14 protein-coding genes are annotated in these 15,037 nt (G+C 45.1%); 6 read left to right on the top strand and 8 right to left on the bottom strand.

The annotated features are described in order from the left end of the window. The 3 genes from ACFQ2O_RS13760 to ACFQ2O_RS13750 all read left to right on the top strand — a co-directional run. Window positions 1-214, top strand: a 214-nt coding sequence (locus tag ACFQ2O_RS13760; RefSeq protein ID WP_377528580.1) for a DUF6728 family protein, incomplete at its 5' end; no start/stop codon positions are given. 6 nt (window positions 215-220) lie between these two features. Then, window positions 221-580, top strand: coding sequence for an MmcQ/YjbR family DNA-binding protein (locus ACFQ2O_RS13755; protein ID WP_377528578.1), 360 nt, complete (start codon window positions 221-223; stop codon window positions 578-580). A 221-nt stretch (window positions 581-801) separates the two neighbouring features. Then, window positions 802-1,302 (top strand): MarR family winged helix-turn-helix transcriptional regulator, encoded by a 501-nt coding sequence (locus ACFQ2O_RS13750; RefSeq protein WP_377528576.1) that lies wholly within the window; start codon window positions 802-804, stop codon window positions 1,300-1,302. A gap of 138 nt (window positions 1,303-1,440) precedes the next feature. Here the strand turns inward: ACFQ2O_RS13750 and leuS are convergent, their stop codons facing one another. Continuing rightward, window positions 1,441-4,209 (bottom strand): leucine--tRNA ligase, encoded by a 2,769-nt coding sequence (leuS, locus tag ACFQ2O_RS13745; protein ID WP_377528574.1) that lies wholly within the window; start codon window positions 4,207-4,209, stop codon window positions 1,441-1,443. Window positions 4,210-4,398: 189 nt separating this feature from the next. Here leuS and ACFQ2O_RS13740 point away from each other — a divergent pair, with 189 nt between their 5' ends. Next, window positions 4,399-5,070 carry a DsbA family protein gene (locus ACFQ2O_RS13740; protein ID WP_377528572.1) on the top strand — a complete coding sequence of 224 codons (672 nt, stop codon included), beginning with the start codon at window positions 4,399-4,401 and terminating at the stop codon, window positions 5,068-5,070. A gap of 220 nt (window positions 5,071-5,290) precedes the next feature. Here the strand turns inward: ACFQ2O_RS13740 and ACFQ2O_RS13735 are convergent, their stop codons facing one another. Together ACFQ2O_RS13735 and ACFQ2O_RS13730 are read right to left on the bottom strand one after the other, a co-directional pair. Continuing rightward, entirely contained in the window at window positions 5,291-6,022 is a 732-nt protein-coding gene (locus ACFQ2O_RS13735; RefSeq protein ID WP_377528569.1) for a spheroidene monooxygenase, read from the bottom strand. A 153-nt stretch (window positions 6,023-6,175) separates the two neighbouring features. Continuing rightward, a complete protein-coding gene (locus ACFQ2O_RS13730) occupies window positions 6,176-6,676 on the bottom strand; it encodes a pyridoxamine 5'-phosphate oxidase family protein (RefSeq protein WP_377528567.1) in 501 nt (166 codons plus the stop codon). 142 nt (window positions 6,677-6,818) lie between these two features. Between ACFQ2O_RS13730 and ACFQ2O_RS13725 the strand changes: the two genes are divergently transcribed. Both ACFQ2O_RS13725 and ACFQ2O_RS13720 read left to right on the top strand, forming a co-directional pair. Next, window positions 6,819-7,403, top strand: a complete 585-nt coding sequence (locus tag ACFQ2O_RS13725; protein WP_377528565.1) for an acyl carrier protein phosphodiesterase — start codon at window positions 6,819-6,821, stop codon at window positions 7,401-7,403. 99 nt (window positions 7,404-7,502) lie between these two features. Next, window positions 7,503-8,624: a Gfo/Idh/MocA family protein gene (locus ACFQ2O_RS13720; protein WP_377528563.1), complete on the top strand. Its 1,122-nt coding sequence runs from the start codon at window positions 7,503-7,505 to the stop codon at window positions 8,622-8,624. A gap of 268 nt (window positions 8,625-8,892) precedes the next feature. Here ACFQ2O_RS13720 and ACFQ2O_RS13715 read toward each other — a convergent pair whose 3' ends face one another. The 5 genes from ACFQ2O_RS13715 to ACFQ2O_RS13695 form a co-directional block, all read right to left on the bottom strand. Then, window positions 8,893-9,084, bottom strand: a complete 192-nt coding sequence (locus ACFQ2O_RS13715) for a hypothetical protein (protein WP_377528561.1) — start codon at window positions 9,082-9,084, stop codon at window positions 8,893-8,895. 177 nt (window positions 9,085-9,261) lie between these two features. Beyond that, window positions 9,262-9,774 (bottom strand): FKBP-type peptidyl-prolyl cis-trans isomerase, encoded by a 513-nt coding sequence (locus ACFQ2O_RS13710; RefSeq protein WP_377528559.1) that lies wholly within the window; start codon window positions 9,772-9,774, stop codon window positions 9,262-9,264. 81 nt (window positions 9,775-9,855) lie between these two features. After that, entirely contained in the window at window positions 9,856-11,796 is a 1,941-nt protein-coding gene (locus ACFQ2O_RS13705; protein ID WP_377528557.1) for an AAA domain-containing protein, read from the bottom strand. A gap of 151 nt (window positions 11,797-11,947) precedes the next feature. Next, window positions 11,948-12,520, bottom strand: coding sequence for a hypothetical protein (locus tag ACFQ2O_RS13700; protein WP_377528555.1), 573 nt, complete (start codon window positions 12,518-12,520; stop codon window positions 11,948-11,950). 60 nt (window positions 12,521-12,580) lie between these two features. Further along, window positions 12,581-14,842 (bottom strand): efflux RND transporter permease subunit, encoded by a 2,262-nt coding sequence (locus tag ACFQ2O_RS13695; protein ID WP_377528553.1) that lies wholly within the window; start codon window positions 14,840-14,842, stop codon window positions 12,581-12,583. Window positions 14,843-15,037: the final 195 nt, after the last annotated feature.

Here is a 15,037-nt window from a genome sequence, read left to right as displayed (position 1 = left end):
GTTCGCTTTGAATTGCTTTATTTATAACATCTTATACTTAAGAATTATGAAAAAGGGCATGTTTGATTTTTCGGAGGTAGCAACTTATTTCTTTCGCAAAAAAGACCCTAACCGCAAAACGAACTTTAACCTGCGCACCATGCATGTGATTAATAAAATATCAATGCTGATGTTTTTAGCAGGTATTATTTACTTTGTCATCACCCACATTTAGTTTAGAATGCACATTGAGGAGTTCCGGGATTACTGCCTGGCAAAGCCTATGGTAACAGAGGAAACTCCTTTTGGAGACGATACGCTAGTCTATAAAGTCGGTGGTAAAATATTCGCCTTATGCAGTATTTCTGATTATAGCCGTGGCATAAACCTTAAGTGTGACCCCGTGAAAGCCATTGAGCTACGGGAGCGGTATACGCAGGTTAAGCCTGGTTACCATATGAGCAAAAAGCATTGGAATACAGTTCTTCCTGAAGCTGGCCTGTCCAACGAGCTGCTGCAACAGTGGCTGGACGATTCTTATACTTTGGTTTCATCAAGATTGACGAAAGCTCAAAAGCAAATTTTAGGATTAAAAGTATAAATAAAAGAACCACTCTCGAGTGGTTTTTTTATTGCTCTTATACAGCTCCAGAAAATTAATTTTATCAATTAAGGTGTACCTACATTGGTGTTATAAGGCCATTAAGTGAAATGAGGACAATTTTTTCACATTATTAAGATTTAAACTGGATAAAAACCACATTAAACACTCTGAATTTAGGTAATTTTTTATTAGTATTGAGAAACTCACCTTAATAAATTATGATCCTAGAAAACGAAATCGGAATCAGTTCTTTCCGAAATGAGTGGCAAAAAGCGAGCGTTAGCATTTTGTATACGTATGGCTACTTGAACAATGGGTATGAAAACTTTTTCAAGAAGCACAACCTAACCACTCAACAGTACAACGCGCTCCGTATCCTTCGTGACCAATTTCCAAAGCCAGTATCTACATCTTTTCTTCGTGAAAAAATGCTGGACAAAATGTCTGATGCTTCCAGGTTGGTAAGCCGTTTAAGTGCCAAAGGGTTGGTTACTGTAACGCAAAATCCTTCCGACAAACGGCTGGTAAATATTTTAATATCACCAGATGGACAGCAAATCATTAATACGATTGATGATGATGTGCATCAATTGGATGGTTTGATGAATGGTTTATCAGAGGAGGAAGCTGTTAAATTGATAGAGCTTCTTTACAAAGTAAGAGAATCCATAAAATCTGCGAATGAAGAAAAAATTACTCCTGAAAAAGTCAATGCTTAAATCTAAACTTATCTAATCAAACCTTACCTGGAGTGGCAGAAGGAGTGAAAGCTTTTTCTGCCACTTTTTTAATAGAAAACAGGAAAGCCGCACAAGTTTATACTTGTGCGGCTTTCCTGTTTAAGTTATAAAGATTAGTTAAACTACTATGTTTATGATCTTGCCTGGAACGATGATAAATTTCTTAGGTGCTTTACCTTCAAAGAATTTGGTTACCTGTTCCTCTGCCAACACAGCTTGCTCCATCTCTTCGCGCGGCGTGTCTAAAGCAAACTCAAGTTTAGCGCGCATCTTACCGTTAACAGATACAGGATACTCAAAGGTATTTTCTACCAGGTATTCCTCCTTAAACTCAGGGAAGCTGGCATAGCTTATACTCTCAGTGTAGCCTAGCTGCTGCCAAAGCTCTTCTGTAATGTGTGGCGCATAAGGCGAAAGTATGATTGTCAGAGGCTCCAATATAGAGCGCTTGCTGCACTTCAACTGGCTTAGTTCATTCACACAGATCATGAAGGTAGAAACAGATGTGTTAAACGAGAAGCGCTCAACATCATCTTCAACCTTTTTGATTGTTTTGTGCAGAGACTTTAGCTCAGCGGCTGTTGGTGCCTCGTCAGTTATCTGCAGGTTGCCTTCCTGATCATAGAAAAGGCGCCAGTACTTCTTCAGGAACTTACTTACACCATCAATACCATTCGTATTCCACGGCTTGAACTGCTCCAGCGGCCCCAGGAACATCTCGTACATACGCAGCGTATCAGCTCCAACACGTTCAACTACATCGTCTGGATTAACAACATTGTAGTAGCGTTTCGACATCTTCTCAATCTCTACGCCACAGATGTACTTACCATCTTCCAGTATAAATTCAGCATCGGCATTTTCGGCTCTCCAGTTTTTGAAAGCCTCCAGGTCCAGCACATCGTTTTCTACAATGTTCACGTCCACATGCAGCTGAGATGTCTCATACTGGTCCTTCAGCCCAAAGGATACATACTTGTTGGTGCCGTTTACGCGGTACACAAAATTAGAACGGCCCTGAATCATTCCCTGGTTGATGAGCTTTTTGAATGGCTCTTGCTCCACTACCAGCCCCATATCAAACATAAACTTGTTCCAGAAGCGGGAGTACAGCAGGTGACCAGTGGCATGCTCCGAACCACCAATGTATAGGTCCACATTGCGCCAGTACTTGATAATGTCTTCTGCTGCAAAGGCGTTGTCGTTCTGTGGGTCCATGTAGCGGTACCAGTACCAGCTGCTGCCTGCCCAGCCTGGCATGGTGCTTAGCTCAAACTCGTGCTGGTTGTCGTACTTCCAGTCAATGGCGCGGCCAAGTGGAGGCTCGCCGGTTTCTGTTGGCAGGTAGGCATCTATTTTTGGCAACTCCAGGGGCAGCTCCTCTTGCTTGATCAGGTGTGGGATACCATCTTTATAGTAAACCGGCACCGGCTCACCCCAGTAACGCTGGCGGCTGAACACGGCATCGCGCATGCGGAACTGAACTCTGCCTTTGCCTACACCAAGTTCTTCTGCCTTAGCTATACCTGCTTTTATCGCTTCTTTAACACTCAGCCCACTCAGGAAGCCAGAGTTGATGATTTTACCTTCTTTCGCGCCATAGGCTTCCACTTCTAAATTGCCGCCTTCCACTACTTCCGGAATTGGCAGGTTGAAATGCTTTGCAAAAGCGTAATCGCGGGAGTCGTGGCCTGGAACGGCCATTACAGCACCTGTGCCATAGCCAGCCAATACATAGTCAGCGATCCAGATAGGAACACGCTCTCCCGAAATAGGGTTAGTAGCGTAAGCGCCAGTAAACACACCGCTCACCGTTTTTACATCCGTCATACGCTCGCGCTCTGAACGGTTCTTGGCTACGGTTACATATCCTTCTACAGCGGCACGTTGCTCATCTGTTGTTATCTGTGCTACCAGGTCATGCTCAGGCGCCAGCACCACAAAAGAAACACCGTAGATGGTGTCGATTCGGGTGGTAAATACCTTTATCTTATCTTCAAAATTCTCTACCTGGAAATCAAGTTCGGCACCCACTGATTTGCCGATCCAGTTGCGCTGCATTTCTTTGATTGGCTCAGGCCAATCGATATCTTCCAGGCCTTGTAGCAGGCGCTCAGCATACGCTGTGATGCGCATCATCCACTGGCGCATTTTCTTGCGCTCCACCGGATAACCGCCACGCTCTGATACACCGCCTACTACTTCATCGTTAGCTAACACTGTACCTAAGGCAGGGCACCAGTTCACGACAGCTTCGGCAACATAAGTCAACCTATACTTCAACAGCATCTCTGCACGCTGCTGCTCGGTAAAATTAGCCCAGTCTTCTGATGAGAAGGCAGGCGTATCTTCGTCGCAGGCAGCATTTACCTGCTCGTTACCGCTCAGTTCAAACACGCGTACCAGCGCATCAATTGGCTCTGCTTTATCAGTGCTGTAGTTGTAGTAGCTGCTGAACAGCTGCATAAATATCCACTGCGTCCACTTATAGTAGTTTGGCTCTGACGTGCGGATCTCGCGCTCCCAATCAAAGGAAAAGCCTATGTTTTTGAGCTGCTCCACATAGCGCTTGATATTCTGCTCTGTAGTGATGGCCGGGTGCTGACCTGTCTGAATAGCATACTGCTCTGCTGGCAAACCAAAGGCATCAAAGCCCATCGGGTGCAGCACGTTGAAGCCTTTCAAGCGCTTATAGCGGCTCACAATGTCAGAGGCAATATAACCGAGCGGGTGGCCTACGTGCAGGCCAGCACCAGACGGATACGGAAACATATCCAAAGCATAATACTTTGGCTTGTTACTGGTGGCAGTTGCTTTAAAGGTCTGGTTCTCTTTCCAATAGCGCTGCCATTTCTTTTCAATCTGAACGAAATTATACTCTGACATTTGTTATAGCTGTGATTTCTTAGCAAAGTTGAACTGCTAAGATAATTCTAAATCTTTTAAATCTGGAATGGATGAGAAGCTAAATTGATGTTATACCTGCCAGTAGCACACATTTTATGAATGGCCTTTGCCCTGGGTGATTCATTCTCTTTATCTTAAAAATTTTACCTTTGTACAAAACCGAATGTAATGGAAAAGAAACACGACCTGCTGGATGTAATGCACCTGATTTATGTGATGGACCCCATGTGTTCCTGGTGTTATGGCTTTGCACCTGTTATCAAGCAACTTATAGTTGAGCAGGAGGGGAGAATGCAGTTTAAGCTGGTATTAGGAGGTTTGCGCCCGGGCACCGTTAAACCACTGGAGCCGCAGATGCAGGAAGGTATAAAGCAGCATTGGCAGGATGTGGAGAAGGTGACAGCACAGCCTTTTGACTTTTCTTTTTTCGAGCGGAATGAATTCATATATGACACAGAGCCTGCCTGTCGTGCTGCAGTGACTATGCGCTATCTAAAACCGGAGCAGGAGTTTGCTATGGCAGAAGCAGTGCAAGGTGCTTTTTATGCTGGCAACAACGATGTTACGAAGCCGGGAGTACTGGCAAGTATAGCCACTAAATTCGGAGTGGAAGAAGATACTTTTCTGCAGAAGTTCGATTCAGAAGAGATGAAAGAGAAAACGCAGCAGGATTTTAGCATTGCTAAACATTTACAAGCCACTGCCTTTCCTAGTTTATACTTGCTAAACGGCACAAACGTACACTTAATAGGCCGTGGCTACAGACCATACGAAGGCATGAAAGCACACCTGGAGCGTGTGCTGCAGCAAATTGCTCCGGATGATAATCCTCCTACTTAAACTATAGTTATACGCCTCTGGCTGATGCGATCTTACAGCTCATTTTCTAATATGATGTTGAGCTAGTATCTCAACTAATTTAGAGAGCCATACCTGAATAGCTTCTGGTTTACTTGAATTTTTAATTTACTGTATCTCTAACAACCGCAGGCGTGTCTATACTTACGTGTTTCATTACTATATCTTCAGCCAGCTTATCTTCTTTTAGCAGCAGTTATACTTAAGCCTCTAAGATATTCTCTAATGGGTCGATCCCACTCCAGGTGCCTTGGCTGCTGATAGGTTTGAAGCGGGCGAAAAGCTCTTCTGAATACCATTTCTCGGCGCGGGTACGGCGCATTACCTCTTGGTGCAGCGGGTGCTTGTAAGCATAGTCTTTCATAGCATCTGCCGATTCCCAAATGCTGAAAGTTGCCTGCCGTACAAGCGGAAGCTCACCCAGGCCTATCGAGCAAATAAGTCCTTTGGCATCTTCTAATCCTTCACTGGTTTTAGGTACAAAACGCCAGAAGCTAGGCAAGGCACGCCAGTTTATACTTGCGCGTGTCAGCACGGCAATAGGGCCGCTGCTATACTTATTTTCCAGTGTGGGGGTAAAGGGAGACTTGCCATCCCATTGCCCGTGTTGCTGGTAGGGCAGGAGCTTTACTGTCCAAACCTCATCTGTACGTTTTTTATACGTCTGTATCAGCTCAGACTCCTGAAAGAAGCTATCGGCAGCAGTTTCACTTTCCCAAGTACACATCAGGCCATAGCGCCAGAAATTAGGTTTAATACTAAAGCCTTTGCCTTGTCCGCTGCCTAACAATTTGTAGAAAAGCAGCCCTGGTACTTTCTCCAGCTTGGGCGGCGAAGTACCCATCTGAGCCAATCCCCAGCGCATATTGCCGCTTCGGATGCCAAACAAGGTCAGGGTGGTAAGGCGAGGTGAAGTTGGTGTATCGGATTGCAAGGGTTATGAATGATGTGGTTGAAATGGAAGCAAAAAGCACAAGCTACCTGTTTATACTTGTACGGCATCACAAGCCAAATAAAAACACCTGCCAAACAAATATGTTTAGCAGGTGCAGTAGCGACTTAAGTTGCTGCTTATCTTTATTATTGCTTACAGGTTCATTTTCTTGTTTTCACCACCTTTGGCAGGCTCGCCCGTCAAGGCAGATTTTGCCATGCCGTACAGCGTTACAAGCGTATTGTTTGGTGTATCCCAATACTCAGCTTTGTCAATGGTAACTTTAATGAGCCCGATGTTGCTGTCTTCTTTACCGCCAGGGAACCATGCTTTCATGTCTGAAGTCCAAAGCTCATCGATTTTCTGCTGGTCGCGTAGTAAACGGGCTCTGCCAGACACGGATACATACAGGTTGTCGCTTGGCTCTGCATAACTAAGGTTTACATGAAAATCCTCTTCAATCTCATGTGATTTTCCGGATTCATAGCCGGTAAAGAACCAGAGGTTGCCATCTGCCTTTACCTGCTGCGTTTGCATAGGGCGGCTGCGCAAGCTGCCATCGCTTTCAGCGGTGGTCATCATGGCAATCTTTACATCTTTGATTTTATCTATCAGCTTTTCCAGGTTTTCCTGCGTATTTTGATCGTTATTCATAGTTTTATGTTCTTTTTCTGTTTGATTACGAACCTATCTGACTTAGGGTTTATACTTTGTTCCTGCTGCAATAAGGCCGCAGAAACAGCAAAAACAATTCGCGCAGCAGCGTGTTTATACTTGTTACTTAGCCCAAACTAAATTGAATTACCTCGCCCATATTTACCTTTCCGGAACCGACGAACATTTAATGATCGGCAACTTTATAGCGGACGCCGTGAAGGGGAAGCAGGCAGAGCTGTATCCTGAGAGAGTTGCTAAAGGGATACGCCTGCACCGTCTTATTGATACCTATACGGATACACACCCTGTCGTAGCAGAGACAAAGGCTCGCTTGCGGCCCAAGTATAAAAAGTTTGCACCAGTTGTGTCTGATATGTATTTCGACCATTTTCTGGCAGCACACTTCCAAACCTATACAGGCTTTCTCCTGCCAGAATTTGTAATGAACGCTTATGCCTTGATTCAGAAGCATCACGCCCTGCTTCCCCTGCGCATGCAGCACATGTTTTCTTACATGCAGCGGCAAAACTGGCTGGAGTCCTACGCGCAGGTACAGGGGATTGGGCAGGCGCTGGAAGGTATAAGCCGACGTGCCACATTTGCCTCAGGCATGGAGACAGCAGCAGCAGAACTGGTTGAAAACTATAAGCTATACTTCCAAGACTTTGACGTGTTCTTTCCTCAGCTGGTGCAATATGTATCAGAAGTGAAGGAGCAGTTGTAGCCGCAAAAAAATATAGTATCTGGCTGATGTGTAAAACCTTTTACTCTCAGGTACTTATACTTTCATAGTTCATGATAAATCTACTTTACTATCAAACCTATGAAACTAAACGATTACCTCTTCCGAAACAACCGCAGAAAATTCCTGAAGAACTTCTCGTTAGCCCTTGGTTCAGCAGCTTTTGCTACACCTCTGGTTTCTATGGCCTTAGGTGATTCTCAGCAAAACAAGAAGAAGTTGGGAATAGCACTGGTTGGGCTAGGCAGGTACAGCAAAGGACAACTGGCTCCGGCATTACAGAAAACAGAAAATTGTTACCTGGCAGGCATTGTTACCGGAACACCCTCTAAGGCTAAAGAGTGGCAGAAAAAGTATAACATCCCGGAAAAGAATATTTACAACTATGAGAACTTTGATGAGATAGCCAACAATCCTGACATAGATATTATTTATGTGGTGCTGCCAAATGCCATGCATGCGGAGTATACGATTAGGGCTGCGAAAGCAAAAAAGCATGTGATATGTGAAAAGCCTATGGCGACTTCCGTGGAAGATTGCCAGCGCATGATTGATGCCTGCAATGAAAATAACGTTAGTCTTTCGATAGGCTATAGGCTGCACTTTGAGCCACACAACCAGCGGGTAATGGAGCTGGGCCAGCAGAAGGTTTATGGACCTGTACAAACCATTGAAGCTGCTGATAGCTTTGTAATAGATGACCCGAGCCGCTGGCGCCTTGACAAAGAGCTAGCGGGTGGCGGACCATTGATGGATTTAGGTATCTACTGTGTGCAAGGTGCTATCTATACAGTCGGGGAAACTCCCACGTCTGTCACAGCTTCGTTTGGGAAAGTTACCAAACCGGAATTCTTTGATGAGGTGGAGGAGTCGATTTCGTGGCAGATGCAGTTTCCGGGTGGTGCGGTTGCCAACTGTACCAGTAGCTATAATAATGATGCTAACCGCTTATACGGCAAAGCTGCAAATGGCTGGTGGGAGTTAAGCCCAGCGTACAGTTACTCTGGTATCAAAGGCAAAACCAGCGAAGGTCCCATGAATATACCAAATGTTGAGCAGCAGGCGAGGCAAATGGATGGCATTGCACAAAGTATAAAGCAGAATAAATTTTCACGTGTGCCGGGAGAAATGGGCTTGCGTGATGTGCGCGTTTTGATGGCTATTTATGAGGCAGCTAGAACTGGTAAAAGGGTTACGGTTTAAGAGTTCGAGTATAGCTTGTGCTAGTACAGTTGCTATTAAATGGTTATTTAGTGCCCGCTGGCGCTGGCTTGCAGCTAGTGCCTATTATGGTGTAGAGCTTCCAGCTCTACTGGCTCGCAGAGCCATACCTGTAGTGGCATTGGCTGTACTTTATCAAAATCATGCTATCGCATCTTCACCAAGCTATACTTTCTAGCTACTGCTTATCCTCCAGTTCCCACATACCTACTGTTTCAGCTTTGGAGCGCTCACGGCTGGGGTAGGGGCCCTATGTGAGCGAGGCCTCGTCCTCGGGCATCGCGCTGTGTGCCTGAAGCTGCTCCTCGCTCTGCTCTGGCTGCCCTTCGGGCACCGCAACATGCACAAGGCGCTCAACCCAAGGACTGGAATCATTCAGATAGCTTCTGCTAACGGAGCTTAGCCTAATTCCCCTCCTCGGAGGGGCTAGGGGTGGGTTCACTGGAGTAGCTTTAGCTAGAGGCTTATACCTATAAAATGAACCACCTTAAATTGGATAAGAGGGGGCAAAAATTACGGCTGTTACATAACTTTTAACTTACTTCGGCCATATCATCTACACATAAAACAAAAGAGCAGCCCTTAAGGCTGCTCTTTCTATATACATCAAGTATAAATCTTAATGGTGGTGGCCGCCTTCGCCATGAACATGACCATGATCCAGTTCTTCTGGCGAGGCTTCGCGAACGCTTTCTACTTTGCCTTTAAAGTACAGGTCTTTGCCAGCAAGCGGGTGGTTGAAGTCCATTTTCACTGTCTCGTCTGTCACTTCAATTACACGCCCCTGTAGCTGATTGCCTTCGCTATCTGTCATCGGGATGTAATTACCGATTTCCAGCATATCCTGCGGCACAGAACCTTCTACTTCAAATGCCTGCTTTGGCAGGTCCACGACTGCGTTATCGTCTACATTGCCGTAGCCTTCATCCGATTCCAGTTTGAAGTCAAACTCACTACCTGTTTCCAGACCTTCCAGCTGATCTTCGAACTGCTCAGGCAGGCCGCTCATGCCATAAATAAACGTCATAGGGTTAGCAGCATCAGCAGTTTCTACCAAGCTGTTTTCACCGTTTTCGTCTTTTATTTTTAACTCATAAGTGAGTGCTACTACTCTGTTTTTTTCAATTTTCATTTTGCGTCTTTTTGTTTCTGAGATTAGAAAGTTAGGAATTTTATTCTCTAAACTCTAACCGATGTACAATAATTAAGGTTACTAAGCCATTAACTCCTGTAGTTCCCAGGCGCTTCTGTAGGCATTTATACTTTCTACGTATTCTAAGAAAGAAGCGTAAAAAGGATTACTACTTAATGTAGCACTATCGCCAACAACCACCATTTTTTTCTTAGCACGTGTCATGGCTACGTTCATACGGCGTATATCTGCCAAAAAGCCTATTTCGCCCTGCTCGTTGCTGCGCGTCATGCTTATGTAGATAATATCACGCTCCTGCCCTTGAAAACTATCTACCGTGCCAACCGATAACTGACGCTTTTGCCTTAGGTCGTGCAGCAGCGGCATGTGTTCTACTCTGTCTTCCAAATAATTAATCTGAGCGCGATACGGGGCAATTACGCCGATTTTAAGTTGCTCTCCTTCTTCATCAGGGCTATAGTCTTTCAGGAGGTGAGCGAGGTGGTTAAGCAGTAAGTTTGCCTCTTCCGGATTGGCGGAGCTGCTGCTTTCAGGCGTTTCTACCTCATTATACCCACAACCAGCGGTATCTATAAATTCTACAGCCAGACCTTCAGCAAAATGCGGATCGAAAGTATATAAATCACAACTATGGACACTTTCATGCGCTATCAACTCACCATTATAAAATTGCTGGTTTGAAAACTGCATAATGTGGTGGTGCATACGGTACTGTGTCTTTAACATCACCGCTACATCAGGTTGCCTTTCAATGCACTTCTCGAAAAGCGTTCTACCCAGGCCGCCTTTCTCAGCCTCAAAAGATTTAACCGTAGGCGGTAGCTGGCAATGATCACCGGCCAGTACTACGCGTTTAGCCCTTGAAATAGGAATCCAGCAGGCGGGCTCCAGTGCCTGTGCTGCTTCGTCTATAAACACAGTCTCATACTCCAGGTGGCGGATGGTTTTGTTGGCCGCGCCCACCAGCGTACAGGTAATCACCTGCACATGGTTCAGCAAATCTTCGGCAATGTATTCTTCCACGCGGTCGGCTTCTTCCAGCAAACGCTTGCTTTCCATTTTGTAAAGCTGCCGCTGTGCCCGCTCTTCATGGCCAAACTTGCGCTTAAACTGAAACGCCATGCGCCGGTACTCTTCGGCTGTTCTTCTAAATTCCTTCAGGTTCTTATAAGACCGATGAGCCATAATCTGCGCATCCAGCGTATGCTCGAGCAGTACATCTGACACGCGCGAGGGGTTACCGATGCGTATGACGTTAACGCCTTCATTTGCCAGCTTTTCAGTAAGTAAATCAACTGCTGTGTTTGAAGGGGCAGTTACCAGCAAACGTGTTTGCGTCTCCAGCGATTTAAGTATAGCCTGTACCAGCGTAGTTGTTTTACCTGTGCCCGGAGGACCGTGAATAATAGCCACATCCTTTGCTTGCACAATTTTCCGCACCGCCTCGTTCTGCGAGGGGTTCAGTGCAGGAATATCATCCATGGTGGCATTGGTGAAACGCGCGGGCATATCTCCTAAAAGTATATCACGGAGTTCAGCCAGCCGCGTTTTATAAGCGTCAATTACCTTTTTCATGGCAATTTCCATCTCGCGGTAGCTCATCTCATCAAAAGTAAGGTCAATACCCAGGCGGCCTTCGTCTATCCAGTCTGGCAGGTCTTCTTTATTCGTAGCCAGCAGCACCTTGTTGCGCTTTAAACCAACAATAACCCCGCTCAGGTTTTGTCTTTCTCCGTTGTTGCTGAAAAGAGCAGCCGTTTTACCTACCTGAAAAAGGTGCAGGTGATCGCGGTCTTTGGTACGCTCCAGTTCCAGCACTATTTTATTTCCGAAGCCCAATTCTTCTTTTGAAATAACAACAGGGTACCAGCAGAAGCCCATTGCCTTTCGCTCGGTAATGGTGCTTTTCAGGCTCTTGATTTTATACTGCTGCCGGTCTTCTTCCTGTTCAATTTTAAGCAGTTCCTGAACCTGCTTCAGTTCATATAGTATCTCGCTCATGTATCTAATTAAAAAAGGCTGGAGGTTTTGCCCCAGCCTCTGTAATGTTAAAGTCTTACAAATATAAGTATGAATACTTGTCAAATTCTGAATCATCAGACGCCATAAGTATAACACGTGTTAAGCCTATGATAATTCATGCCTGCTATACTTATACTTTCTTTTTTTTGCGTGCCGGAGCTGTTTTCAGGTTGTTTAGCCGCACTTGCAGAAATACAGCGTACAGTAGCAAAACAAAGGCGGCAACAGCCAGTATTGTTATCACCTTATCTTTGCCATACTTAACATCGTAAGTGGCATTCAACTGCTCTTCCAGATCGCGCACCACGCGCTCCCGCTTTTTCATGGTACTTTGGAGTGTTTTCACCTCACCCTTCAGGCTGCTGATCTGGCTTTCAAAGTTGCGCTGGTCTTCTAGGGTTAATTTCCCTTCGCGCTGGCTTTGCACCGTACTCTCAGCAATCTTGCGGATGCTGGCCTCTTTTACAGCACCAATTAATTCTGAATCTTTATTGATGATTTTTTTAAGTGTTTCGATTACACTGATAAGATCTTTCTTAGACTGAGTGCCCCAAAAGCTGCTGTTTTGCTGGTTATAGTATTGGTATTCCAGTATCAGCTGCTCCCGATCACTCATCAGCCTTGAAAGCTTGTCTTCTTCCTGCGCCTGTACCTGCACCAGCGACAGGCAAAGTATAGCTAGTGTCAACAGTTTCTTCTTCATTACGCTCCGTTGCTTTTTCACAATTTACATGCAAATATGGTTATCCTTATTCTAAAAGGCCTAATTTATTTTGCGAGGCCTGTAAAAAAGAAGTATTAGCACAGGTAATAAAAACAGGTCTGTCAACACGGCAAACACCAGCGTCAGACTTACATATAACCCGACGTAAAAGGTAGCATCAAAGGTTGAGAGCACCAGCGTCATGAAGCCTGCCACTAAAATACAGGATGTGATGATAATAGCTTTTCCTGCCGAAATAAAAGTGCGTTTCACGGCGTAAGGCAACGATTTACCTGCTACTAGCTCTAATTTAAGTTTGCTCAGGAAATGAATGGTATCATCCACGGCTATGCCAAAGGCAATCGTGAAAATAATGGAAATGGATACAGTCAGTTTCACACCCATTAAACCCATTAATCCTCCGATAATCAGGAGCGGAATAATATTAGGAATCAGGGAGATGATAACCATTTTAAAAGAGCGAAAAATAAAGCCTACGATCACGGCAATTACAGCAAAGGCAATAAGGAGGCCCTGCATCATATTAGAGGTAACGTATTCGTTGTTTTTATCGAGCAGTAGCGAGCTGCCTGTGAGGCGTGTTTGCAGCAGGTTTGGGTTTATACTTTGGGCGATAAAAGTGCGTAGTGAGTCGTTTAGTTCAGCTGCTGCTGCGCTTCCTATATCGTTCATTTTTCCATTCAAACGTCCTTCTCTTGCGTCTACAGTAACCACACTTCGCAGCTCATTCCGGTTCTTTAGCGATTGCAGGCGGCGCCTTATACCTTGTAGTTCCCTTTGAGTTTCTGGGAGCGTATAATGTTCCTGTAAACCGCCGTTCTGAGCCCTGTTCAATGTTTTCACTATGGTGGCAGGAGAGGTAACAAAGTTGAGTCCATAGGTTTCATACAGATAGTTTTCCAGCTCATCTATCTCCTCGAGCACCTCCTGATCATACATCGTATAGCCTTCACCTGCTATCAGGTGCATTTCGAAGGGGCGCACACCTGAGAACTTCTGCTCAAAGAACTGGAAATCTTTCAGAATCGGGTCATCATCTCCGAGATCTTCCAGCATAGTGGTATCTACTTTTATCTGGCTTATACCTGCTAAACTCATAATAACGACTACCGCGCTGGAAGCAAGTATGGCTTTAGGATGTACCAGTACCCACCGTAACATGCGCCGTAACAGCACTGGCCAGGAGAAGCTGGCATTATGAGCCCTTACGGGAGCCGGTTTTTTAAGCAGCAGCAGGATAGCAGGAAGTACCGTAAACGCCAGCACAAAAGCCAGGCCTATAGAGATGGCTGTATAAAGACCAAAGTTGCGAATGGGTACAATGGCTGTAGTTAGTAAAGTGAGGAAACCAATGGCCGTGGTGAAAGAAGTAAGGAGGGTTGCCATGCCAACTTCTTTGATAGTAAGCTTTAAAGCTGGAACCTTATCCATGCCGCTGCCTATCTCTGTCACGTAGCGCGACAGAATGTGTATGACATCCGACATGCCCACCACAAACATAATAGTTGGTAACAGTACCGTCATCAGGTCTATCGGCTTGTTAAACACACCCATCACGCCCATAGCCCAAAGCACCGATAGCAGTACGACAATTAAAGGGACAAGTATACCCCAGGCCGTCCGGAAGGTAAGCCAGAGAAAGAATACCACCAGCACAATGGATGCTGACATGAAGATGGCCAGCTCAATTTTCATCTTCTCCACAAATACGGATTGAGCCAGGGCTTTACCAGCAATATGTTCTTCCGTTAGCTGCAATTGCTCTAGCTTCTGAGTTAGCGCCGTAACCAGGGTGTCGCTGGCACCTTTGCCTAGGTTGTCTGAGGTTTGCACAAACAGCGAAACAGCTGTAGCATCTTCTGAGAAAAGCGTGCCGATCAACTCTCTGGAAGAATAAATATTAATAGAATCCTGTTCGTATCGCTCCGGCTCTTCTATATGCAGGTAAGGGATTTCAAAATACCCAAAAGCTTCTATCACCGGACTGGAAACAGTAGTAGGAGAGAGTACTGCTTCAACGTTTGGCTGTCGTTGCAGGAAGCTGGTTAGGCTATCCACCTTTGTTAGAAATGACTTGTCAAAGAGGCTTTTGCCTTTGTTCTCCAGGCCAATTAGTATATAGTCGTTGTCGTTGCCAAACTTATCGCGGTAACTTAAATAGTAAGCCAGGTCTGGGTCGCCTTTTGGAAAGAAATTATCGAAGTTATAATCGAATTTCAGGCGGGAGGCAAAAAATATACTTAGGGCTGTAAGTATAACTACAGATAGTAACGTGAGGTAACTTAGATTTCTGTATTTCAAGGGGGTTGACGCTTGTTCTTTTGTGCAAAGGTAACTTGTAAATCACGCTATTTGTTTGAATTTCCATTGTTGATTGATTGTGGAGCTTTGTTGGTCTAAGAGGCTGTTTTAATTTCATTTGGATAATTTCTTAAGCATGATGTGTATCATGGTAATCTGTATCATTGTTTCGGCAGACTTCGTGGAGAGTTCATA

The sequence above is a fragment of the Pontibacter rugosus genome, assembly GCF_042678745.1.
Lineage (GTDB): Bacteria > Bacteroidota > Bacteroidia > Cytophagales > Hymenobacteraceae > Pontibacter > Pontibacter rugosus.
This window is presented reverse-complemented; position numbering and strand designations above follow the sequence as displayed.